The organism is Dysosmobacter segnis (assembly GCF_014297285.1).
Taxonomy (GTDB): Bacteria; Bacillota; Clostridia; order Oscillospirales; family Oscillospiraceae; genus Oscillibacter; species Oscillibacter segnis.
Genome location: NZ_JACOQI010000016.1, coordinates 14,185 through 37,145, shown reverse-complemented (window position 1 = coordinate 37,145; position 22,961 = coordinate 14,185). Strand labels below are relative to the sequence as shown.

19 protein-coding genes are annotated in these 22,961 nt (G+C 48.0%); 4 read left to right on the top strand and 15 right to left on the bottom strand.

The genetic code is table 11. The features are described from left to right. Nucleotides 1-248: 248 nt before the first annotated feature. From H8Z83_RS13955 to H8Z83_RS13915, 9 genes are all read right to left on the bottom strand, one after another. Nucleotides 249-965 (bottom strand): M48 family metallopeptidase, encoded by a 717-nt coding sequence (locus H8Z83_RS13955; protein ID WP_187015596.1) that lies wholly within the window; start codon nucleotides 963-965, stop codon nucleotides 249-251. Continuing rightward, complete coding sequence (locus H8Z83_RS13950) at nucleotides 965-4,090, bottom strand: type I restriction endonuclease subunit R (protein ID WP_187015595.1); 3,126 nt, start codon at nucleotides 4,088-4,090, stop codon at nucleotides 965-967. The genes H8Z83_RS13955 and H8Z83_RS13950 overlap by 1 nt, the downstream gene beginning before the upstream one ends. Nucleotides 4,091-4,101: 11 nt before the next feature. Then, nucleotides 4,102-4,899: a DUF4393 domain-containing protein gene (locus tag H8Z83_RS13945; protein WP_187015594.1), complete on the bottom strand. Its 798-nt coding sequence runs from the start codon at nucleotides 4,897-4,899 to the stop codon at nucleotides 4,102-4,104. Between the two features lie 84 nt (nucleotides 4,900-4,983). Then, on the bottom strand, nucleotides 4,984-5,622 hold the full coding sequence (locus tag H8Z83_RS13940; RefSeq protein ID WP_187015593.1) for a hypothetical protein: 639 nt from the start codon (nucleotides 5,620-5,622) through the stop codon (nucleotides 4,984-4,986). Further along, entirely contained in the window at nucleotides 5,615-6,295 is a 681-nt protein-coding gene (locus tag H8Z83_RS13935; RefSeq protein WP_187015592.1) for an AbiTii domain-containing protein, read from the bottom strand. The genes H8Z83_RS13940 and H8Z83_RS13935 overlap by 8 nt, the downstream gene beginning before the upstream one ends. A gap of 15 nt (nucleotides 6,296-6,310) precedes the next feature. After that, nucleotides 6,311-7,561 carry a restriction endonuclease subunit S gene (locus H8Z83_RS13930; RefSeq protein ID WP_187015591.1) on the bottom strand — a complete coding sequence of 417 codons (1,251 nt, stop codon included), beginning with the start codon at nucleotides 7,559-7,561 and terminating at the stop codon, nucleotides 6,311-6,313. Beyond that, nucleotides 7,555-10,005, bottom strand: a complete 2,451-nt coding sequence (locus H8Z83_RS13925) for a type I restriction-modification system subunit M (protein WP_187015590.1) — start codon at nucleotides 10,003-10,005, stop codon at nucleotides 7,555-7,557. The genes H8Z83_RS13930 and H8Z83_RS13925 overlap by 7 nt, the downstream gene beginning before the upstream one ends. 74 nt (nucleotides 10,006-10,079) lie before the next feature. Next, nucleotides 10,080-11,537, bottom strand: coding sequence for an RNA/DNA-binding domain-containing protein (locus tag H8Z83_RS13920; protein WP_187015589.1), 1,458 nt, complete (start codon nucleotides 11,535-11,537; stop codon nucleotides 10,080-10,082). Then, nucleotides 11,534-11,770, bottom strand: a complete 237-nt coding sequence (locus tag H8Z83_RS13915) for a helix-turn-helix domain-containing protein (RefSeq protein WP_187015588.1) — start codon at nucleotides 11,768-11,770, stop codon at nucleotides 11,534-11,536. The genes H8Z83_RS13920 and H8Z83_RS13915 overlap by 4 nt, the downstream gene beginning before the upstream one ends. A gap of 1,189 nt (nucleotides 11,771-12,959) precedes the next feature. On the opposite strand from H8Z83_RS13915, the gene H8Z83_RS13910 reads away from it, so the two are divergent. Continuing rightward, on the top strand, nucleotides 12,960-13,838 hold the full coding sequence (locus H8Z83_RS13910; RefSeq protein ID WP_243185027.1) for an NYN domain-containing protein: 879 nt from the start codon (nucleotides 12,960-12,962) through the stop codon (nucleotides 13,836-13,838). Nucleotides 13,839-14,060: 222 nt separating this feature from the next. Here H8Z83_RS13910 and H8Z83_RS13905 read toward each other — a convergent pair whose 3' ends face one another. The 5 genes from H8Z83_RS13905 to H8Z83_RS13885 form a co-directional block, all read right to left on the bottom strand. Then, the gene (locus H8Z83_RS13905; protein ID WP_187015587.1) at nucleotides 14,061-15,290 is read right to left on the bottom strand and encodes a tyrosine-type recombinase/integrase; all 1,230 of its coding nucleotides are present in this window, start codon (nucleotides 15,288-15,290) and stop codon (nucleotides 14,061-14,063) included. A 55-nt stretch (nucleotides 15,291-15,345) separates the two neighbouring features. After that, complete coding sequence (locus tag H8Z83_RS13900; protein WP_187015586.1) at nucleotides 15,346-15,564, bottom strand: helix-turn-helix domain-containing protein; 219 nt, start codon at nucleotides 15,562-15,564, stop codon at nucleotides 15,346-15,348. A gap of 68 nt (nucleotides 15,565-15,632) precedes the next feature. Then, nucleotides 15,633-17,573, bottom strand: coding sequence for a MobP3 family relaxase (gene mobP3, locus H8Z83_RS13895; RefSeq protein WP_187015585.1), 1,941 nt, complete (start codon nucleotides 17,571-17,573; stop codon nucleotides 15,633-15,635). Continuing rightward, on the bottom strand, nucleotides 17,561-17,995 hold the full coding sequence (locus tag H8Z83_RS13890; RefSeq protein ID WP_187015584.1) for a hypothetical protein: 435 nt from the start codon (nucleotides 17,993-17,995) through the stop codon (nucleotides 17,561-17,563). Before H8Z83_RS13890 ends, mobP3 begins: the two co-directional genes overlap by 13 nt. A 179-nt stretch (nucleotides 17,996-18,174) precedes the next feature. After that, nucleotides 18,175-18,720: a helix-turn-helix domain-containing protein gene (locus H8Z83_RS13885; RefSeq protein WP_187015583.1), complete on the bottom strand. Its 546-nt coding sequence runs from the start codon at nucleotides 18,718-18,720 to the stop codon at nucleotides 18,175-18,177. A gap of 566 nt (nucleotides 18,721-19,286) precedes the next feature. On the opposite strand from H8Z83_RS13885, the gene H8Z83_RS13880 reads away from it, so the two are divergent. Both H8Z83_RS13880 and H8Z83_RS13875 read left to right on the top strand, forming a co-directional pair. Then, nucleotides 19,287-20,051, top strand: coding sequence for an RNA polymerase sigma factor (locus H8Z83_RS13880; RefSeq protein WP_187015582.1), 765 nt, complete (start codon nucleotides 19,287-19,289; stop codon nucleotides 20,049-20,051). Further along, complete coding sequence (locus H8Z83_RS13875; RefSeq protein ID WP_187015581.1) at nucleotides 20,029-21,489, top strand: restriction endonuclease subunit S; 1,461 nt, start codon at nucleotides 20,029-20,031, stop codon at nucleotides 21,487-21,489. The genes H8Z83_RS13880 and H8Z83_RS13875 overlap by 23 nt, the downstream gene beginning before the upstream one ends. Here the strand turns inward: H8Z83_RS13875 and H8Z83_RS13870 are convergent. Next, nucleotides 21,482-22,078, bottom strand: a complete 597-nt coding sequence (locus H8Z83_RS13870; protein WP_187015580.1) for a restriction endonuclease subunit S — start codon at nucleotides 22,076-22,078, stop codon at nucleotides 21,482-21,484. The two genes, H8Z83_RS13875 and H8Z83_RS13870, sit on opposite strands and share 8 nt — an antisense overlap. Before the next feature lie 61 nt (nucleotides 22,079-22,139). Between H8Z83_RS13870 and H8Z83_RS13865 the strand changes: the two genes are divergently transcribed. Continuing rightward, nucleotides 22,140-22,949, top strand: a complete 810-nt coding sequence (locus tag H8Z83_RS13865) for a tyrosine-type recombinase/integrase (RefSeq protein ID WP_187015579.1) — start codon at nucleotides 22,140-22,142, stop codon at nucleotides 22,947-22,949. Nucleotides 22,950-22,961 lie beyond the last annotated feature (12 nt).

Here is a 22,961-nt window from a genome sequence, read left to right as displayed (position 1 = left end):
CTACTTCTGTCTGTATTTGGGCTGAAAGTTTTTCTCTTATGGCAATGGTAACCTTGGGTATCCCGTAAAACTAATCAGGCCAATAACTCCATCCTGGCTGGCGATGTATCTTTTCACCAGCCTATTTCGTTATGCTCTTTTTCGGTCTCGTAAATTTTGCGAAACTTTTTTCATTTCGGCTACTGACTTTTGTTTGCATGACTCCCCACATCAAAAAACTCAATTGCCATTTTACCAGACATTGTCCGTCATTCTTCAAAATCGGAATCCATATAATCCAACTTACTTTCGTTCAACAGCTTCTTTCGCTCCTGCCATTGCGGCATATACTGGTTTAAAATAGCGACAAACTCCGGACCATGACTTTTGACTTTCAGATGTGCCAGTTCGTGCAGGATTACATATTCAAGACTCTCTATCGGCTTCTTCGCCAACTGAAGATTTAGCCAAATTTTTTGTGTGTTTGTGTTGCAGGTGCCCCATTTGGTGGTCATATATTTGCTTTGCCAACTGCTACAGTAAAGCCCCGTAGTTTTCTCCCACTTGGGAAGATATTTCGCCACTTCCTGTTTCAAGAGGTTGCGGTACCATTCATTTACGAAGCTTTCTCTCTGCTTTGAACTGCTTTCTTTTCTAACCGTCAGGATAGCCTTGTCACCCGAAAGTGTGAGAGCATTGCCTTTGTAGCTGTATTCCACTTGAAGAAAGTACTGCTTACCCCAAACATATAATGTTTCCCCGGACACATACTGCCGCTCGCTTTGACGCGGCTGCTGTTGAAACTTCTCCTGTTGTTTTTTGATCCAGCCGAGTTTTGTCCGAACGAACATCGTAATTGCTTCATCCGTCAGTTGCGTGGGTGCCGATACACGAACCCTGCCGTCCGGTGGAAGCACAGAGAGATGCAAATTTTTAATATTTTTTCTGATAACTTCCACAGGAATATTGAAAACAACTATTTGCATCAGTACTCCTCTTGTTCCACAACAATTTGATAAATTCGCTCCACTTCGCTATCGTCATTCAAAAGTTGATAGAGCGCTCGCTTGATTTTATTTGCCTTAACCGGATTATTTCGGAAACCATCGAGCCGCGCCTTGACAATGGCTTTGTGCAGCTTCAAGGCAGTCGCCTCATCTTCTCCGCAATTATCATAGAGCGCCCGCAGTGCGCCATTGGAACGAATACTCTCAGGGTACTTTGTATTCTCCTCGGGCTTTGCAACATTTTTCGCCAGTTCCATGTATGTGTCCAGCAGCTGCCCGTAGGCAATCACTCCGCGGCGGCGGTCAAGTATCAACTGCTCCAGGATTTCAGACATTTTTGCGTAATAAGCAGGGTTGATGACCATTCGCTCAACAACCTTTTTGCGGATGTTGTTCTCAATGGTTTCTGCCGCACTCTCCTGCTCGCCTTTTTGCTCGCTCTTCAGCTTATTTTCCTGCGAGATGATGAAATCAAGCAGGGTAAAGTCATCCATGCTGCCGATCTTTTGCGACTCGCTGGCTGAGATGTAGTTGTCAATCAGATACCGCATACCCGGTTCGTAGGCTTTCAGATCAATAAAATCGCCGCTGGCCCTACCAATCGTGTCACGCATGTTCACATAGAACGCAACCCTGTCGTCCAATGCGCTTTGCTCGGAAAGGGTATACCCTAAATCCGTCATACGAGGCTTTAACTCCGCAAAAGCGCGAATCAAGCGTCCAACGAGCTTGTACAACTTCTCACGAATGCGGGCAAAGGCTTCGTCCTGATTTTCGTCGCGACCACTTTCACCGCAGAAATAGTGGATATAGTCGAGCTCTTTTCTGGGCAATTCGACGCCCTCGCAAAGCTCATCCAATTCCTCCAGGGTATCAACGAAATACTTTTTCGCTTCTGTTGCTCTATCTTTCAAAAGCCCATCGACATCCTCTACATCATAGCTTTCAAAGGCACCGGCGGTATACTTGTTCATGGCATCCGCCAAGTCTCCGAATAGTTCCTTGTAATCTACAATATAGCCAAAGTCTTTGCTCTCGCCATCCAGACGATTGACTCGGCAGATCGCCTGGAACAGGCCGTGGTCATGCATCGCCTTATCGATGTAGAGGTAGGTACAGCTGGGAGCATCGAAACCGGTAAGCAGCTTGTCAACTACGATCAGCAGTTTCATGTTTGCAGGTTCGTCCACAAACTTGCGTTTTGCTTCCGCTTCAAAAGCTTCTACTTTTTTGGCAATCTGCGTCTTGTCCTCCGACGGGTCAACGCCGATCATTTTCAGATAAGTGCTGTATTTTTCAAATGTTTCGGTTTCTTCCTCGTCGCTGACAGTATCCGTTCTTAAATCACCGGCTTGCGGCGCATAAGAAGAAATAATCGCACATTTCCGGAAACCCTTGCTTTGGAAAATTTCATAGTATCGGCATGCTGAATACACAGAACCGGCCACAAGGATAGCATTTCCGTTTCCGTCCATCAGTCGTGCCTTGGTGGCAAAATCAAAGATGATATCATTGGCGATTTGCTCCAAGCGGGAGCGAGAGGAGAAAATCTTTTGCAGGTTACCCCAATGAGCTTTGAGTTTTGCTTTTGCTCTGGGGGCCAGACCGACGGTTTTTGCCTCAAACCATGCGTCGATTCTATCCTGAGAGATCATGCCCTGCGGCACATCTCTGGCCTCATACCGCAGATCCAGCACAACACCGTCCCGGACGCCTTCATTAAACTTGTAGGTATGAATATATCCGCCAAAAGTTTCCAGACTGGTCTTTTTGTCTTTCTTCAAAAGCGGCGTGCCCGTAAAACCGATAAAGATGGCATTGGGAAGGATCGCCTTCATAGCCTCGTGGAGCTTGCCGGACTGCGTGCGGTGACACTCATCCACAAAAACTACGATATCGCCCTTTGCAGAAAAATCCTTGGGCAAGGCGTTTTTCAGATCTTCAATGTATTTTTCGTAATCCGTTTCCGAACTGTCGCTGCCACGTTTCCCGAATTTATGTACCAGAGAGCACAGCAGGCGATCATCAAAAGCATTCAGACGCTCAAGAAGATCCTTTCCGCTCTTGGTACGGACTATATTTTCATCCACACCCTTATAATTCTTTTCGATTTGCTCATCCAATTCCTCGCGGTCGGTAACAACCAATACACGCGCATTGGAATTATTCTCCAAAATCCACTTGGAGAACCACACCATCGTCAGACTCTTGCCGCTGCCCTGGGTATGCCAAACGATGCCGCCGCTCTTCTTGTCCGTCAAACGATGCTGCGCCCGCTTGATGGCATAGTACTGATTATAGCGGCAGACCTTTTTGATGCCCTTATCGAAGATTACAAAGTTGTGGATCAGATCAAGGAAACGCTTTTTGTAAAACAGAGCAAAAAGCTGTTTTTCCAGCTTGCCAGGAATCCCCTCGCAGTATTCCTCAACCTCGATATCCACAATATCGCGTTCCGTCTGATGCTCGGTAAAGCCGTCGTCTTTCCATTCCAGATAGTGCTTCTCCGGGGTAAGGAGCGTACCATAGCGCAAGCCCTCGCTGTCGTTCCCGGCCATACAGAACTGAATGGTGGTAAAGAAATCTTCGATGAAATTCGATTTCTGGTTGGTCAGATTCTGCCGGATGCCGTTGGACACGGATACGCTGCTCTTTTTCAGTTCGATCACCGCAAGCGCAATACCATTCACATAGAGAACGATATCCGGACGCTTGGTGTTGTTGCTGACAATAGTGACTTCTTCCGCAATATAGAAGTCATTTTTAGTGACATCCTCAAAGTCAATAAAATACACCGTCTTAGGGGACTGCTCCACGGACTCCTTGACCTTGGCTCCATATTTCAGTAGGCTGTAGACCTCTTTGTTTGCATGGTACAAACCCTGCTGCAGATTGGTGGAGGTCTTCACCAACGCATCGACGGCATTGGCTGCAAGCTTTTCGGAATAGCCCTGTTTCAATAGCCAGGCGTGCAGCCGCTCCTGCATGATGTTATGGTTCTCACTGTCATGCAGGTTCCCCAAATATGTATAGTGCAGCTTAACCCTAAAGAATTTGACCACACGATTTTGAGTTTTGCGCTCGCTATCACCAATGTTGGGCATAGATACACCTCCTAATCCTCACAACAGCTCTTACAAAAAGCTTTTCCAAATTCAGTGAGTTCAATTAACCCTTTCGAGAGCGTGATATCAGTATTTTCCTTACCTTGAAATGAGGCCACGAGGCCTTTATACTCGGCATCTTCATAAAAGACATCGTATCTCTCATCAGGCTTTACAACCTGATCATATCGGATTTTAATAATGCCAAGACGATCAAGGTTTTGAAGGCTGGCACTCAAAATGCTGGTATCACCGAACAATTGAAAAAGGTCGATCGAGTAATCAATAAGAAGTTCGTGATACGATTTGCTTTCTTTGAAGTTCAGCCTGACTGTAACAACAGGGATTGGAGATTGCTCTTGTTTCATTGCCTCAAGCACTTTGGCATCCATGGGTGATAGCTGCTTGATTATATCCACGAAGGATGGGTATACATAGTGTTTGGTGTCTACGTTCATAGAAGAAACGAGCAGATTTGCATACAGTTCTCGAAGTTCTTCGCTGTCATAGCAATAACTTAGTTGCTGTACTGCGGGAATTGCAACATAGGGTTCTGGTTCAGTCAACTTTTCTTCAGGAATGTTTTTAGCTTTTTCTTGTACTGCCTGAGCGGTTAAACAAATGCTTTCCTCACCGTTAATGACCCATTTTTCCCATTTCCCGAGCCATACCCCAATAGTACGAGGAACAAGGCTCAAGGTATTCCCTAAAGATTTGGCACTCGGATGCGCAAGATCGTCGTATGCTTTTTCAAGAACACCACTCGACTGGTCAATAACTTGCCCTACCAAACTTTTCTCTTCGCTCATTGTAATGCCTCCTCTACACAAATCGATTATACACACCATAAACTGTTACAGCATCCTGTGTTTGACTTTCTTCGGTCGGAGTCTTTATTGCGTATCAATCCCAAGCCAAATGCAAACAAGGGCTCCGATTACAACGACAGCAACCGGAATCAAAATTTGCCAAAACACTTTGGATCCTAATTTTTCTTTTTCAGGTGCGGGATTGGATATTTCACATTCAGTCTCAATCATGTTCTTTGATCCAACTGTGCTGCTTGAAATCTTATTACCATCACCAATGTGGACGCTGTTATCCTCATATCGAAAGACGGTAAGTGGCTGCGGGCGAGGATTGCCTTTTTTCTTGGCGAGAAGCGCATCTCGCAGACTAATCACCAACATTTCATTTTCCGAGGAGAGTATGAATTCCTGCTGTTCTGATTTAGAGGAGTGATTTACATAAATGCTTATGAGCGTTTGAATCCAATTTTCGGAAACATAAACATTCATGTATTTTACACGGATTGCTTTTCCAAAAGCATATTTTTTGAATTCGTCTATTGATTTGCACTCATATGACATATCGTCCGAATCAAATGCGATAACACAATTTAGCGTAATATCGGTTTGAGATTCAAAAACAAATCTCAAAGCGTTTCTTATCCAGCCGTATGTAAACACCACATTGTCATAAGAATCGATGCTGTGTTCATTATCTCGATACTTATATGAGATATCAGCCATGCCCCCTACCCCCGCCAAAAATTTCAGAACCCTTGAGTTTGTTTTTATCACCCACATTGATGCTATTGTCGATGAAAATGTAATTATTCACAACCTCATTGATTTTTTCGACCTCTTCAGGTGTTTTTGTGGTTGTATCCACATCTAAGTCATCCAAGCAACCATACTCTTTGTCCAACTTAAGAAATACATGCATAAGTATGGTCTTGATCTGGCTCAAAATTTTCTGCAGGAAATTCAATGGTACTGTTTGGTAAATGCTGGTGCATTGAATCCCAGTTCTCTGCAGAACATACCCATTCAGCATTGAAAAATCTCTTCTATAAGATTTCTTATCCGGATTGTCAACAAAGTCTTGCAAAGAGGAAACGCTATCCATAATGGGAACGTTATAAATATTAGATAGTTTTTCCTCCAAAATATTTGTAAAGGTAAACGGACAATTCGTAACTTTGAAGCTACCGTTTATTCCGGAGTAAAGAAAATGAATAGACCGTATATTCCTATACTCTGGCAATGTATCGCTCTGGGAATAGCCGTGTAATTCTGCCTCGGCCCATGCTGACAGTTCTTCATTTTCCAAATCAGAAGCTATAATCATAAGTCGCTGCAAAGCTACTTCCATAGAAATCTGATTATTTGCCAACTCTTTGATTATCGTGCTTTTAGCCACAAATCGGTCCCTCCTTTACACCAGCCTAATTTTTCCCGTCAGAAGCTGCTGCATCATACCTTGTTTGATCTGACGGTATTTGGCAATCTTTCCTTCAAGCGCAGCAATTTCCATATCCATTTCGGACAGAATGTCGGCAATAGCTATTTGCTCATCTTTTTCCGGAAAAAGAATGGCTGTTTTTCTTAATTTGCTTACACTTGTTCTGGCACGAGTGCTTCCTTGAGTGTCATCTGCAATTTGATCTAAGTAAAATTGAGATTTTGTTGCATAAACAAGATATCTGCTATCAACACTGCTATTAGGGACAACTTTTACAACATCAGATCCTAAAATATAACTTTTTTCATTATCTGGGCAGATAATTGCTCTTCCTGCGGGCATCATTTTGGCAATCAGAATAGAGCCGGGTTGGACAATACAGCGCTGTAATTCAGCAGCATGGCTAAAAGTGGTATATTTGACATTCGCATTATTCCAACCAGCTTCGCCAATGTTACTGAGCTGGATAATACGGACTTGTCGCTCCGTTGTATAATGCTCTGTTTTCAAATTGCTTCCAAACGGACCATCAACCATTTCGTTGGATATTTCGTGTAATGTCCTTGTTTCCCACTCTCCAGAGAACCCCGGCAGGCGGCGTTTGCCTGTCAGCAGTTCCTGCATTGTGCCCTGCTTAATGGCTTTTTTCTTGGCAATTTGTTTTTCAAGCGTAGCTATCAAAGAATCAATATTCGAAAGTGCATCAGCGATTCTTTCTTGTTCCTTAATATCTGGATAGGCAACCACAAGAGCAGATACTTTTTCTTTATTAAGATTCTTTACACTACTGCCCGCAGCCATGCTGATATACTGTTGATACACAGAATCAGAAGAGAGCAGGTAATAAAGGAAGTTTTTAGAAAAAGTCTTCTCATATTTTTGAATTGTGAGCCAGCCGTCATGGATACAGCCATCAATGTTCAGAATATATGGTCTTCCAAAACTCATAGAGTTTGACAGAATGAAATCTCCTGCATGAACCGTTCTCGATTGCGCTACGCCTGCGGGAATGATTTTCTCTTCTGTGGAAGTAATATATTTATCACCTTCGCGCACATCACCGATTTTAATCCAGTTGATACCGTCTTGTGCTTGCGTAAGATAGTCCTGAATAGGACGTGGAGAACCGCCTCGATATATTTTTACCTTGCTGCCAAAATCAGAGACCGACCATTTTACTGGCACCATGCCTATTTCTGTCTGCTTATATCCCTGCATTACCATACAAATCCCATCCTTTTCAGATGAGCCTTGACCTTGGACTCATAATCAGCAACGGCAGCAGTTAGTTCCGGCAGGGTATCCTCATACCGCTCCACCAATTCCACTATGCGGTTGGTCATCTGGTGAGAAGTGGTGACATACAGCGCCTTGATTCCTTCAAAGATGGCGGCATACCATTTGCGGTTCACCAGCAGATCCAGAATCTCTTCATCGGTCAACAAAGCATACTTTGCCCGAACCTTTTCCTCCAATTCAGCGTTCATTTCCCTGACGGCCTTATTCTGCTTGGAAAGGGAATCCGTCAAGTCCACAAACTGTTTCAATGCCGCATATTCCTCTCCCTTGGGATCAGCCTTTTTCAGCACCTTCAAGCGGGCGGCGACAGACTTGGCATCCACCTTATCCTTGTCGTTGAGGTGATCCTTCAGGTATCCCTCATCGGCAGTCTGCTCCTCCACAAACTCGTCCAGTCTGCTCTGGGTCTCTTCGGCAATGGCCTGCGCCTCATTGATTTTCTTGCGTTCGGGGGCAAAGAATACAGACTCGATCAGTGCCCTGGGCAGCAAAACGCCCTCCCAGCCAATGACCCTTTCCTGCCCCTTTTTCTTGCCGGAGGTGTATTCCCCCATGATGTTTTCCCATGTCCGGGCGGTGCCATAGCCGTCCACCGACACAAGATAAACATCGTCGCCCATGACTTCGTGCCAGTAGGAAAGCAGCACCTCGTAGACATCGTACTTATCCACCAGCTCCAGACCATCAAAGCAGCCAATCAACTGCTCCGACAACTCGACGATATAGGGCTTGACTTCCGTATCTTCATCAATGCTCCGGAGGCCGGAATCTACCATCTGCATCCATGCGTCAAAGGCATTGTCGATGCGCTCGGCGTAGGCAGAAAACGCAGGGTCGTTATAGACCACACTGCGGATATCCTCTTTTGGAATGTTCAGCCGATAATAGCCATCCCGCAGCTGAGAAAACAGCTTGTCTTTCAGACCGGGAAACAGTGCCCAATACTTCTCCATGGAATCTACATCTGCCGCGGGAATACCGCCATGCAGATGGGCGTCAATGTCCTGCAGATCTTCCGGCGTAGAGCTGTCAATGTAACGGGGGATATTCAGGTTATACTCGTTTTTCTTCTTGATCTCATCATTGGGAACAAAGCGGGCATACTTGGGATCGTCTGTGATTTGCTGATTGAATGTGGTGACGATTTTATAGATGTCCCGCTCACGCAGGCGGTTCTTATTGCCGTCCTTAACGAAGTCGTGGCTGGCATCAATCATAAAGATACCCTTGCGCTCGGCGGCATCAGCCTTATCGATGATGATAATGCAGGCAGGGATACCGGTGCCATAAAACAGGTTGGCGGGCAGGCCGATGATGCCCTTGATATAGCCCTTGTCAATAATGGCTTTGCGGATAGTCGCCTCCGCATTGCCACGGAACAGAACACCGTGTGGAAGAATGACCGCAGCCTTGCCGGTGCTTTTCAAGGACTTCAAAATATGGAGCAGCCACGCAAAGTCGCCATTCTTTTCAGGCGGTCTGTCGCCATAGCCATCAAAGCGGCCATAATCCTTAAGACCATCCGTCCAGTTTTTCAGAGAAAACGGAGGATTGGCCACCGCAAAGTCGAAACGCTTCAGCACCTCATCATCGGAGCCTTCTTCAAAATAGCGGGGAGCAGAAAATGTATTTCCTGCTCTGATCTCACCGGCAGCCTTGTTGTGCAGGACAAGGTTCATCTTGGCGAGACCTGCGGTGGTTACTTCCTTTTCCTGTCCCCAAATAGCAATCTCGAAGGGGGCTTCATCCGCTGCTCGAATCAGAAGTGAACCAGATCCGCAGGCAGGGTCATACACGGAGTAACCCTCGTCGCGCTCCTCGATGCTGTCGATGCCAATCACTTTGGCAAGAATACGGGAAACTTCGGCCGGTGTGTAGAACTGGCCCTTGCTCTTGCCGCTTTCCGTGGCAAAATGCCGCATCAGATATTCATAGGCATCGCCAAGAATATCGTCACCGCTGGCTTTGTTCTTTTTGAAATTGAATTCGTCACGCTGGAAAATGGCAATCAAGCCGGTGAGCTTATCCACCATTTCTTTGCCGCTGCCCAACTTGGCTTCATCATTGAAATGGGCATTGTCGATCACGCCGCGGAGATTGTTCTCCCCGGCTTCTGCCAGCTTGGCAATGACCTTATCCATTTCTTCACCGATATTTTTATTACCCTTCAATGCAACCAAATCGTCGAAACTGCCGCCTTCGGGAACCGTAATATCGGCATATTTTACACCCTGAAACTTGTCCGTAACATATTTCACGAACAGCAGGGTCAGGATATAGTCTTTATACTGAGAGGCATCCATGCCGCCTCTCAGCTTATCACAGCTCGCCCAAAGAGAACTGTACAGCTCATTTTTCTTTATTGCCATGTTCGTTTACCACGCTTCTCTTAATTTGGTATTTCTGCTTTCCCGCAAATTGGCTTTACGGAAACTGCGTTGTGTTATCTTTTCAATTTGTATACACGGTTCTTATTGCCGCCCTCTGCAATAACAACACCTTCATCCAGCAATCCCTTCAACAGCTGTTTGGCTCTTGTACTTTTAACACCCAGCAGTTCTGCAATATCAGCACTTCTGGCCGAAATATGATCTGTCAGGTAAGTAATAATTTCATTCTTTTGCCGTGCTGTTTTTATCGTCGTTTTTTTATCGTCACTTTTTATCGCCGCTTTTTTATCGTCACTCTTGGAGAATAAGAGCGTTAATGTTGTCCGCTCCGGCTCGAGTTGCTCTGTAATCTCCGGAGTTGTCCAATTTTGCTCGCGCCAGACGCGGAAGATATTCGGAATGCCGCTACCAGCACGCTCACCGATATCGATCAGGTTGAACATTTTCAGCATCGTTCCGTTCCGCGGATCAGAAACACCGCCGCTCTTTGCGGCATCAATTTCGATGCGGAAGCTGCCTGGGTTGGACATCGTAATGCTATTACGCTTTTTGACGATGACCAGCCCCTGTCTGCCGTAATAATCGGCATTCACCAGACAGTTGGCCAGTGCTTCACGCAGAGCCTGATGCACAGGGGTATCATCCACTCTGGTGCCGCCATCCATTTTAAACGGTACTTTAATGTCCTGAATCAGCTTGTTATAGACGCGGAAATAGAAGTCGTACACATTGCCGCTCCAGTCTCCGGAGGAGGAGATGATGCGGTCAGTCCAGCGGGTATCAGCGTCATACTGTTCCTGATAGTCCAGAAAGTAAGCATTGAATTCCCGCACAATGTCGTATTCATTGCCGAACATGAGAAGTCCGGCAGAAGTGGGATGCTTCTTCCCATCAGAGCCGATGCCCACAGCGCCCAGCTTCAGAAGGAAATCTTCATCCTCCAGCGCCTCCCATACATGACCGGGGCGGGAGAGGCGCATCCTCTGGCGATAGCTGCGGACACTCTCCTGATTGAACACTGTCAAGTCCATCTCGTTCAGAACCAGCATATCCTGCGTCTTTACCGATGCATCGCGCACCATGGCCTGATATTCTTCCTTGGTGCAGCGGTAGTCACCCTCTCCGTTGCGGCGATAGGTGCAGAGAGGGTTACCATCTACATAAACCGGCTTATAAGAGCGCTCTGCACGGGGAACATTGATGACCACAATGTGGTTGCCATCCACCTCCTGGACAAATACGTCCTTGGAGGACAGCACATTCACGCTGGTCTTATTGGGGTTATTGACGATATCCCAGAACTCCTTAATGAGTCTGTCAGGGTCGGGCAGATCTACCGTGTGCAGGGATTTATCCGCCCATTCTTCCACTCCCAGCAGGATAATACCGCCGTGGGTATTGGCAAAGGCGGAATAGGTTTCCCAAATGCTCCTGGGTAGCCCGCCAAGGGCTTTCTTAGCCTCAATACGGTTGTTCTCCCGATATTTTTCAAGATTACAGAAGTCGATCATACCGCACCCTCCTGAATTCTATTCTCACGCCAGCTTTTTTCAAGCGGCTCATAGGGGAGACCACACTCCTCACAGTACTGCTTCAGAGCTTTCATCGCCTTGATATTGGGGCGGGCCTTTCCGTTTTCCCAACGATTCACGGTCGTAAAAGAAACACCGAGAGCGTTGCCGAATTCTGTTTGATTCATCAGACAAGATAATCTAAAATTCTTAATTTCGGAACTAAACGGCATCTGCAACTCTCCTTTACCAGATGATTGAACTTATTATATCACCGATATAGCGTTTTTACAATGCCAGGTACGCACTTTGGTATAAAACACGCTCGGCGGCCAAAGCTTGACCGATGGGTGCTGCGCTACGCGTTCAAGTATTCGTCCATGATCTCCAGCACGATCCTGTCTCAAACAATTTCTCTTGTTCGTCCGTCATGGTGACACGAAGCTTCTCTTTATTCCTGCAGATCAGGTCCGGCTGTTTCTCATACTCCGTACAGAACGAAGTATCACACTCGGTCTGTCTGATATTGCCGTATCAGAACTCTCCAGGGATTTCTATATCGCGATGAAGAAAGTCAACTCGCTTTGAGTACCAATCGAAAAATATTCATGATAAAATTATGATGAAAGTCAACAGCGTTTTACTCGCAGAGCGCAGACACTTTCCCTTACTTCTGGTGCGCTTTCCCTTAAAACGCAGTTCGTATTAAGGGAAAGTTTCTATTCTTTGTCTATAGCGATGCAAATTTTGCGCCGCCTATCCTTGCATAAAGGACTTGCACAACCTCCTCATCAGAGGTACAATGCAGCAAACCGGAGTGCCGGATTACCTGCCCACAGCACTCCGGCAGACTATAAGAAACCGCTTTCTGTCCCCTGTCACGAGGGTGTTCAGAAAGCGGTTTTTGACCACATGTTTGACTACAGACAGCCGTGGAGTATGTGGAAACAGTGGAGTCAAGAGTTGCGAAGAGCTGCCATAATAAAGCAAAAACGGCTATAAAGCACTGGAAAAAGTAGAAAAATTTTTATTCAAAAGTTTGGGAGCAGGAGGCCCAGGGTTCGAGTCCCTGCACTCCGACCACCTTTCTTTGAAAAACCGCCTTTTAGGCGGTTTTTCTGCGTTAAAAGTTTGATTCTTGAGATTCACTTGACCACATTCCAACTGTGGTCAGAGAGGTAAAATGGCGGTTGTAGCCTTGTATGGTAGAGTGGCAAAAACCGCTAAATCCCTAACCAATCCCTAACTGGCATAGCTCCAGTATTTTCACCCCAAATACGACGAAATCTTGAATATTCCATCATTATCCTCTATAATAATTTCACGGTGGGACTTGGTGCCACAGAAGTGGTCTTCTGGTGGCAATACATAACGGTGTTCACCTTTTTCAAACACACATCCAGTTTATTAAAGAAGGGATACATGATGGAAGATAAGCAAATCGGAGTTCCAACAAATGTTGCGGTTTTCATTGATTATGAAAATGTATATAAAGCTCTTTTGGAAGAGAAAACTAATGTTCTGCGTCTTGCTTTTTTTGAAAAATTAAGAAAATGGTGCTCCGAACATCAACGAAGAGTTGTTAGAATAGTCGTGTACTGTAATTTTGATAATATGGATTTACATGAATCTTTCCATCAGTCTGTATTGCAGAGTTATGGTGTTGAGACTGTTCATACTTCGAATCAGGGAAAAAACTATGCTGATTTGAAGATTACCATTGATGTTTTGTCATCCATGTATTCCAATAATAATATTGATGAGTTCTTCATCATGTCCAATGACAAAGACATGACCCCTTTGCTCAACACAATTAGAGCAAACAAGCGAAATGTTGCCGTTATTACTACAGGTTCAACATACAATCCCTCAATCTGTGAATTCGCTGATAGTCATATCGAGTTAGAAGAAATCTGCGACGTTGAGGTCACACACAAAATCATTGATGACATCGCAAATGCTTATTGGAATAAACTTGAAAGTTATATAAATGCACAGATTTCAAACTTCGGCGTCACAGGTAAATACGCACATTATGAACTCAAATATGTATTAACTAATGAAATTAGATATTCCAAAGTCATGAGTTATGAGTTAGCTACCATTATCAAAGGATTCTACGATGATGGAAACATCTTTTTCTACAATTACAAATACGGAACGAAACCCTGTGTGGGATTTGCGCCTATAAGTAAAAAAGCAGACTTAATTTCAAAAGGCATCATCAAGGAAGCAGACGTTATTGCCACTTATGACATTCAGAAGGATATTGATGATTTATATGCAAAAGCCCTAAGATGAAATACAGTTGACTTTAGCGCACGACATGGTATAATAATTATTGAATTCTATATACTCAATAAGAGGACGAACTTTTGAGCAACAGCTGAAAAAGTGAAGTTAATCAGAAAGTAGTCCCAGAAAGCTCCCTATTTTATAGAGAGCTTTCTGTTTTATCCTCTATTACTCATCGAGAAATGGATGCCCAAGGGACTATGATTTGTCCCTTGGGCATCGTTTACTTTATCCCACCTTCTCGAACGGTATCACCTTGCACCGGCTCTGCTCCGGCGGGTCGGGAGGTTCCGGGGTGTTGGCTGCCGTGACCGACTCCATGAAGCCGCCGATCTTCTCCGCCGCGCCTCGCTGCATATCGTTGGTGATATGCGTATAGGTGTCCAGAGTGAACCCGGCGCTGTAATGGCCCAGCATGCTGGACAGGGTCTTTACATCCACGCCGCTGGAGATTGCCATAGTCGCAAATGTGTGTCTGAGGTCGTGGAAGCGCACGTGCTCCTCGATGCCTGCGTTTTTCAGCAGCTTTCGGTTGATCCTTGACACGGCGTCCGGACTCCAGTAGCCGCCTGTCCGGGGCGACGGGAACAAGATGGGATTGTCCGGGTGCTGCTCGTGTTCCTGCACCAGCAGGTCTACCGCCTGCTGCGACAGCGCCACCTTGCGGACAGAGTTCTTTGTTTTCGGCTCCGTCACATCCAGCTCGCCTTCCATGCGGGTGACCTGCTTGTTTACCGTCAAGATGCGCTCCTTCACATTCAAGTCCTCCCACTGGAGTGCCAGCAGTTCACCCCGGCGCAGACCGCTGGACAGCTCCAGATAGAACATGGGCAGGACACCGTATTTTTCCGCTTCCTGGAGGTATCTACCGATCTTCTCCGGCGGGAGGATAGTCATCTCTTTCTTGTCCTTGGGCGGGATGCGGCAGTTCTCGCAGGGGTTGTACGGGATGAGCCGCTCTTTCACCGCCTGCTTCAGCGCCGCCTGCAGCACCGCATGGACACGCCGCACGAAGGTGTTGGACAGGGGCTTGTCGTTCTGTTTCGCCCCACGGGGCATCCTGCCGTTTTCTTTCAGGTCGTTATACATTCTCTGGATGTGGATGGACGAGAGCTGCTTAAGCTTGATCGCGCCGATGGCCGGGATGATGTGGTGTTCAATAATCCCCTCATAGCCCTTGGCGGTGTTGTAGCGGATGTTGGGCTTGCTGTAAGTTTCAAACCACAGGCGGCACCACTCCGCTGCGGTGTAGTCGCCCGTGTGATTGAGCGGTACGCCCCGGTTTTCCCGAATGGCTTTCGCCAGCTTTTCTTTGCACTCCGCCTGGGTCTTGGCGGACACACTTTTCTGGATGGCCTTGCCAGTGACCGGGTCGCTGCCCTGGGTATATCTGCCCTCCCAGCGGCCGCTGGGCTTTTTGCGGATGCTGCCCTCACCGTTGGCTCGTTTCTTTGCCATTTATGATCCCTCCTTTTTAACACAAACACATACCACAGAGTTTTTGGAATAGCTACTAAAATATTTCAGATTTTTTCGCGGCCTGTTCGTCGATCCATTCCATGAATTTGTCACGGGGAACGATGATGCGGCTGCCCAGGGTAATGGCGGGAAAATCCCTGCGGTGGGCCACCTCATAGGCGTGGGCCAGACCGATGCCCAGCACATGGGACACATCCTCCACGGTCAGCATCAGTGGGAGTTCATCAAACGAATTGTATTTGGATTTTCTCATTCAGTTCCTTTCTACCTTCCGCGTGGAAGGGTTTTATTCTTTGTTTTGCGGCTCAGTTTTTGAGCCGCTTACATGGTCATATCAGGCCACTGCTCCTCATGGTCGTCCGGTTTGTGGCCCAGGGCAATGCGCTTCTCCTGCAGCTTCTTCAGCCGCTTGCGGTCGATCTGGATTCCGCCGGGGCGGGACTTGGGGACGGAGTTGTCCCGGAACACCCGGCTCATGTGGTGGAGCAGCCGGGTCACCGCCAGCATTGCAGAGGGCGGACGGTTTTCCTCCAAGTGGTTCAGAAGATACTGTGCATACTGGTTGTCCTGTTCAGCGGATCGGGTCAGCCAGCGGACGGCTCGTTCCTCGTCATAGGGAGCTTCCGTTCCGGTAAGGTACAGCTTGCCCAGCATGTACTGAGCGTAGGGGTTTCCTCTCTCTGCCGACCTGGTGAACCACTCCAACGCGCTGGCGGTATTCTTTTTGATATGCTTGCCTTTGAGACATTCCTTGGCCAGACGGTACATGGCGCAGCTGCTTCCGTTGACCGCGGCGGTGTACAGCCAATTCATTCCCAGACGGATATCCCGTACCTCCACATCATCGGAGAGGTATAGCTTGGCCAGGGAGTACTGCGCCACCAGATGTCCCTGCTCCGCCGCCTGTTCGAACCAGTACCGGGCATTCGCCGCGTTGGGTATCAGCAGAGGACCGTCCCGCCAGAGCTTTCCCATCAGGTACTGGGCATACCTGTCGCCGCTCTCTGCCAGCTTGTCCATTTCAGAGACGGCGTCGCTCCGCTCCTCCATGGTCAGGCTCTCGTCCCGGATGATGTCCCGCAGCGCCCAGTAGTCGTAGGAGGCGTTGCGGTATTCCTCCAGCTCGTCCTGCTGATTGAGGCCCTTCTCCTCGAAGGTGATCTCACCCATGTGCAGGCGCTCTGCCTCCTGAATGACCGCGTTTTTGATCTGCCGGAACTCCTTTTTCTGTGAGAGCAGGATGCGCTCCTGGGGCTTGTCGTGATAGTAGCTGTCCACCTTGCCTTGGAGCATCAGCCAATGATCATAGCACTTGCTCACGACAGGGAGTCGCTCCATCTCGTCCACGATCCTATCCACCAGATTCTTTAACCGCTTGGGAAGATAGCCGTAGGACTTTTTGCCCTTGACCGCTCCGAGCTGCGCCGCCAGCTCCAGCATGAGCTGCTCGGCGTTTGGGTGGTCGCACACGCCGTCCTGCATAGCGTGTACCAGTTCCAGCATCGCCCGGCGGGATTCCCGTACCAGCTCGTCTCTGGACTCAGACTTCTGTTCGTAGAGATGGCGCATCTCGTTGCGGAAAATATCGTTGGTGAGCTTGGACTTGATCTGACGGATGCCCTCCTTGGACAGATAGGCCTGTCCCGCTTTTGCGGACCATGCCATCATGTGGATGTGCGGATGCTCGCCCTCGTCGTGGAAAGCAGCGTACCATCGGAAGTCGCCGAGTGGGATCTTCATTGCCGCCGCGATGTCGTTGCGGTGCGCTCGAATGAGATTTCGCCACGCCGCGGCGTTGTCGTAACCCAGGCGGGCCGCATCCTCACGCTTGAGGGAGATGATGTGCGTCCACACATTTCCGGTGTAGCGCTCCAGTTCCTCCATGGCCTTCTCCAGTGAAACGGAATCACTATCACCGAACAGGCCGTGAGTACCAATGCGCTCGGCGCGCGGACGGGTGGCGATGTACTTCATGTACTGGTCTGACCCGTGGATGGCATCCCAGTTGGACTCGAGAGCCAGCGTGATGAACGCAGAGGCGCTGACCTTGGTGGGTTTCGTCAGGTAGTCCTCGTACTCGTAGAGCGTCTTGCTGTCCGGGAAGTCCTTGACCAGTTTGGCGATGAGCTGCTCCTGCTTTCGGGTGGGCGGACGGTCATCCGGGATAAGCTCCACCCGCTCCCGGGTCGCGATGTAGCGAAGGTATCCGGAGGCCCCGCCGGTGCTTTTGATATAAGGACTCTTGAGGATCAGTCTTGCCATTCGTCATCATCCCAGTCCGGCTCCTGACGGGAGCATGCGTATTTCTCCAGAGAGATAGTACCGTTGGTCGTTCTAACATTCCGGACACTCTGCGCGCGCCTGCGCTTCAAGTCATCCCGGTCCATCTCGAACGCTTCCGCGATGATACCGTTGGTCATGTCCTGCTCCACGCATCTGGTAAAATCTCTGCGGGCGATATAGTCCTCCAATCTGCTCAGCCTGCCGTCGATAGCAGACATGATCGCCATGGGCAGCAGCGTTGTGTTGTCCTGTATTCCCAGATAATCCACATAGAAGTTCACGGCTTTCTCGATGAACTCATTTTTGCTCTGGCAGTTGTCGGCAGCGTACCACTGCTCGATCTTTCTTCTGGTTTCCGGCTGCATCCGGAATGCAATACGATCTCTGGTTTCTTTACTCATTCAATTCCTCCTTTTTGCTGTAAGACATCCTTGAAAAGCCCTGCAACACGGGGCTTTTCGGGGAAGCTGACGCCATCGGTGCTTATTTTGCCTCTCAAAGACGCCAGTTTCAAGCGCCCGAAACTGCCCGCACTGCGGGCAGAAGTGGCGGCTGCGGCGGCGCTTGCGACGCCATGCCTTTATCCTGCTTTTTCTTTCGTCCTGCAAAAGTCTGCCGAAAACGGCTCACATCCGGGTTCAATCCTCTGGCAGGGACTGGGACTCGCCTCCTCCTGGGAAGGCACACACAAGGCGTTCTGTCGGCTTTGAGCATTGAACTTTTCGAGGAGCTGCGCCGCACGATAGCGGGCGGCAGCCTCCTCTGCCTGCCGGAACTGCCGCTCATAGAACGCTTCGAGTACACCCGGGATAGGACGAATGGTGTAGAGCAGATTTCCGTTCAGCGGTTTTCCGTCTTTGCTCTGCATGATGGTCGGCTCCGTGTAGATGAGGCCTTTCTCCTCCAGCTGCCGCACGTACTTTGCCACCGTATTTTCACTCATGCCGATCGCATGGCCGATGGTTTTGTAACTGGGGTAGCACTGGTAAGTCTTACGATTCTCGCACCGGAGCAGATAGATGTAGAGAGATATCTCCCGGTAATCCAGACCGATGCTGAATATCTCGTTGGGCACCATAAAATAGTTTTTCTCTGCACTGCGCTTGGGCCATTTGTTGTAACTCAATTCATACCTCCTGTGTTGTTGTAGACTTCTGCGGCACTCACACAGGGAGCGTGCGGAAAGTTTTCATTGCTTTTCCGCTGCCCGTTTGCTATACTTTGGTTAGTTGATTTGCGCGTGCCTGTGTGTGCGCCGAGCCGCCGGACTGTTGCCGCAGTCACGGCGGTTTTTGTTTTGCGGTCGGACTGGTGTGCACCCCTCCGCCGCTTTGCAGCTGAGTCTTTTACTTTCATCTGTGAGCTATCTTTTTCGCCTCCTCCGTGTTAGAATGATTTATATAGCCGTGCCGTTGGAAACGGCACATAGCAAAAGACCGTGCTCCCGGGAGCACGGTCAGAGATGGAATAGCCTTCCGAGCGAATCGCCGTATGGCTGAGAGCGCACATGCTCTCATGGGGTGCTCTGTCTAAGGCCATGTGGGTTCGTCAGCGCGGAGGCCGTGCCGTACCGAACCGAAGGAAACTCCACCCGGGTGAAATTGTCCTTCTACTATTACTTAGAGAAAAATCGCAAAATCGGACGGTCGAGAAATGTAAATTTTTTGTGAATACAGAAAGAGTGGTGAGTTCATGTCCTTCAAGGATACCCAGTCTTATAAAGAGCTTCAGGCGGATTGGCGCTGGATACGCTCCATGGACCCGGAAGCTGCCGCTGCCGCAGACCAGTGGGTGAAGGAGCATCCAGAGGAGTGGAAGGAGCTGGAGCACATGCTCTACTACAGCGAGGCCAACTTTCACAAGCGCGTTGCGCCAGATACTCTGGAAGATGTGGATATCAAACAGCCCCGATCTTACAATCCGGAAGCGTTCTTGCCGGAGGAAGTGCGCAACGCGATCTACGATGATATGCGCTGGTTTGACCGGGCGAAGTATCTGCCAGAGGGATCTGATGAAGACCCGCTCATGTATGTGCGCAAAGAAATTGACGAGGGACTGCATGAGCTGACCGAGTTGCAGCGGGAGATTTTGTTCCGCACCGTCATCAACGGCGAGTCCGCCGAGTCCGTCGCACAGGACAAGCAGTGCTCGTCCAGAAATATCCGGGAGATCCGCGCCCGTGCGCTTCGACAGATACGGGCCAAAATCAAAAGACATGAAGGCTACGGCAGGCCCGACGTTGCCATCATTATTTTGCTGTTTATGCTGCTTGTTGGTGTTCCGCTTGTTTGCTGGGGAGAACAGCTTTGGACCGCATATCCCTGGCTGGAGCCTGTGGCTGCAGTGCTTAGCGCATTGGTTGTGGCTGTCATGTTCCAAAGTTCCCTTCGCAGAGAAGCAGAAAGGCTGCTGCGCCAGCACTGGGCCAGCCTGAATGGGGCGCAGGAAAATCAATGACTGCGAAAGAGGGAGTGAAGCACCGCAAGTGCTTTACTCCCCCTTGTCATATGGCGATAATTTGCATTATGAGAAGTTCGCTGACGACAGCGTAAAATGCATTGAGGATGAGATACCGTTTGAGTTGCCAGATGGTTGGGCATGGGAACGTTTATCTAACCTTGCTTCATTTTCCGGAGGAAAAACACCTTCAACTTCTCGTTCGGAATATTGGGATGGGGATATTCTTTGGGTAACATCCAAAGATATGAAAAGTAAATATATAACTTCCTCGCAGCTGCGCTTAAGCACCTTGGGCGCAGAGCAAATGCAGATGTACCAGCCAGACACATTGCTATTGGTCACTCGTAGCGGAATTCTACGACACACATTGCCAGTAGCCATTCTTAAAGAATGCGCAACCATTAATCAGGACCTTAAGGCTATTATACTGTATATGCCGCAGCTCGCAGAATATATCTATGTATGTCTAAAGGGGATGGAGACACAGTTATTGCTCAAATATACCAAGTCAGGTACAACCGTCGAAAATGTAAATTTCGATGAATTCCAAAAGGTATTACTCCCGATTCCCCCTATCCAGCAAATCGATAGAATAATGTCTTCTACTGGCAGCGCTGAGTCTGTCGTTTCCACTATAGAAGATGATAAAGCGGCATTGGCTGATTATGTAATAAAGGCCAAATCCAAAATCCTTGATCTCGCCATTCGCGGCCAGCTTGTGCCGCAAGACCCGGATGACGAGCCTGCTTCTGTCCTGCTTGAACGCATCCGTGCAGAGAAAGAAGAACTCATCAAGCAGGGCAAGATCAAGCGGGATAAGAAGGAATCCGTCATCTTCCGTGGTGAGGATAACTCTTATTATGAGAAGATGGGGGGCAAGGTTGTGAATATCGATGACGAGATACCCTTTGAATTGCCTGAGAGTTGGGCCTGGTGCAGAGGTTATTCTTGCTTTGAAGGTCTGGGAAGCACAAAGCCCCAGGGCGATTTTTTCGACTATATCGACATTGACGCCATCGACAATCGACTCCATTGCATCAAGGACGCAAAGCACCTTCCAGTGTCTGATGCTCCAAGTCGGGCGAGCCGTGCTGTAAAAGATGGAAGTGTTTTGTTTTCGTTGGTCAGACCATATCTTGAAAATATTGCATTTGTTGAGGAGAAACATAGCAACTGTATCGCATCGACCGGTTTCTATGTCTGCAACTCCAACGGTGTGTTGCTGCCCGAATTTATGTTTTTCCTGATGATATCGGGTTATGTAGTCAATGGTCTGAATCAGTATATGAAGGGAGATAATTCTCCGTCTATAAGCAAGGACAACATAGAAAATTGGCTCTACCCGGTACCGCCGATAGGAGAACAGCAAACCATTTGCGCCAAACTGAAAACGGTGTTCACTCTGGTCGAGAATGTGGAAAAGAGCCTCAACTGAGGCTCTTTTCTATTTGATTGAGTTCAAAAAGCATTGCACCAATTGCTTCAACAATTCTGCGTTGTTCAGATAACGGAGGAAGTGGGACAATAGCCCGCTTTAGCATATCCTGCGTAAGTTGATTGATAGCAGTGGAATTGCTGTCATCGAATACACTTCTAAAGAAACTTGAACGAAGGTAATGCACGATAAACTCAAAATACTCTGTCCTATATATCGCCATGAATGCGCCAAAGGATGCGGGTTCTCTCAAATCTGGAATTAGCGCACATTTACCTACAAGCGACCTGCTCCCATTTCGGGCACAAATCAAAATATCATTCTTCTGTGCAAATTGATTTTCTCTGACAGTGGTTTTAACACGAACCAAGCCGCTCAAGTCAACTTGGTCGTTAACAATGTTGCACGAACGCAAAACCATGATGCCACCTGGCTCTATATCAGTCGGACGATATGTGAGCCCAATGTTTGTTGTGCCGATCATAGAAAGATTGCACCACTCCCAACCATCAGGAAGCTCAAAAGGCAGCTGATCATCAAGACAATGCAGCTTTCCATCAGCCATCTTCTCATAATAAGAGATAGTCACATATTTCCCCTATAATATTGGCGCGATAATTTCGCAAAAACATTATTGGGAGGCACCTTTTATGAGGACAAACGAAACATTTGAGCAACACCTAAGAAAGAGCAATCTTTCGGAAAACACCATCCATTCCTATCTCTGGACGGTCGATTTTTATCATGCCCACTACGATGAGGTCAACAAGGAAAACCTGCTGGCCTACAAAGGGTATCTGATGGAATTCTTCAAGCCCAAGACCGTCAACTTGCGTATCCAGGCAATGAACAAGTATCTGGAATTCTTGCACAAGGATCGTCTGCGGCTCAAAGCTGTGAAGGTACAGCAGAAGAACTTTCTGGAGAATGTGATCAGCAATGCCGATTACAACTTTCTGAAAAAGCAGCTCAAGAAGGACTGTAACATGGAGTGGTACTTCGTGGTTTGGTATCTGGCTGCCACCGGCGCTCGCGTCAGCGAACTCATCCAAATCAAAATCGAGCATGTGGAGCTCGGCTACTTTGATCTGTACACCAAGGGAGGAAAACTGCGCAGGTTATACGTACCCAAAAAGTTGAGGACGGAAACTCTTGAATGGCTGGAGGAAACACACCGTTCCTCCGGCTATTTGTTTTTGAATCGCTATGGTGAGCGCATCACCACCCGCGGAATATCACAACAGCTCAAAAACTATGCAGACAAATATGGACTGGATAAAAAGGTTGTGTATCCGCACTCCTTTCGGCACCGGTACGCCAAGAATTTTCTGGAGAAGTACAATGACATTGCTCTCTTGGCGGATTTGATGGGCCATGAGAGTATTGAAACGACCCGCATCTACCTTCGTAGGACTGCCAGCGAACAGCGGGCGCTGGTGGATAAAATCGTCACATGGTAAGGGAAACAGCCG

Bases quoted from the DNA above. Each gene is read 5' to 3' on its own strand.
- H8Z83_RS13920 (WP_187015589.1), bottom strand. From the start codon at position 11,537: ATGATCGACTTCTGTAATCTTGAAAAATATCGGGAGAACAACCGTATT.
- H8Z83_RS13950 (WP_187015595.1), bottom strand. From the start codon at position 4,090: ATGCCCAACATTGGTGATAGCGAGCGCAAAACTCAAAATCGTGTGGTC.
- H8Z83_RS13880 (WP_187015582.1), top strand. From the start codon at position 19,287: ATGTCCTTCAAGGATACCCAGTCTTATAAAGAGCTTCAGGCGGATTGG.
- H8Z83_RS13865 (WP_187015579.1), top strand. From the start codon at position 22,140: ATGAGGACAAACGAAACATTTGAGCAACACCTAAGAAAGAGCAATCTT.
- H8Z83_RS13940 (WP_187015593.1), bottom strand. From the start codon at position 5,622: ATGGCTGATATCTCATATAAGTATCGAGATAATGAACACAGCATCGAT.
- H8Z83_RS13955 (WP_187015596.1), bottom strand. From the start codon at position 965: ATGCAAATAGTTGTTTTCAATATTCCTGTGGAAGTTATCAGAAAAAAT.
- H8Z83_RS13890 (WP_187015584.1), bottom strand. From the start codon at position 17,995: ATGAGTAAAGAAACCAGAGATCGTATTGCATTCCGGATGCAGCCGGAA.
- H8Z83_RS13930 (WP_187015591.1), bottom strand. From the start codon at position 7,561: ATGGTAATGCAGGGATATAAGCAGACAGAAATAGGCATGGTGCCAGTA.
- H8Z83_RS13910 (WP_243185027.1), top strand. From the start codon at position 12,960: ATGATGGAAGATAAGCAAATCGGAGTTCCAACAAATGTTGCGGTTTTC.
- H8Z83_RS13875 (WP_187015581.1), top strand. From the start codon at position 20,029: ATGGGGCGCAGGAAAATCAATGACTGCGAAAGAGGGAGTGAAGCACCG.
- H8Z83_RS13905 (WP_187015587.1), bottom strand. From the start codon at position 15,290: ATGGCAAAGAAACGAGCCAACGGTGAGGGCAGCATCCGCAAAAAGCCC.
- H8Z83_RS13900 (WP_187015586.1), bottom strand. From the start codon at position 15,564: ATGAGAAAATCCAAATACAATTCGTTTGATGAACTCCCACTGATGCTG.
- H8Z83_RS13945 (WP_187015594.1), bottom strand. From the start codon at position 4,899: ATGAGCGAAGAGAAAAGTTTGGTAGGGCAAGTTATTGACCAGTCGAGT.
- mobP3 (WP_187015585.1), bottom strand. From the start codon at position 17,573: ATGGCAAGACTGATCCTCAAGAGTCCTTATATCAAAAGCACCGGCGGG.
- H8Z83_RS13925 (WP_187015590.1), bottom strand. From the start codon at position 10,005: ATGGCAATAAAGAAAAATGAGCTGTACAGTTCTCTTTGGGCGAGCTGT.
- H8Z83_RS13915 (WP_187015588.1), bottom strand. From the start codon at position 11,770: ATGCCGTTTAGTTCCGAAATTAAGAATTTTAGATTATCTTGTCTGATG.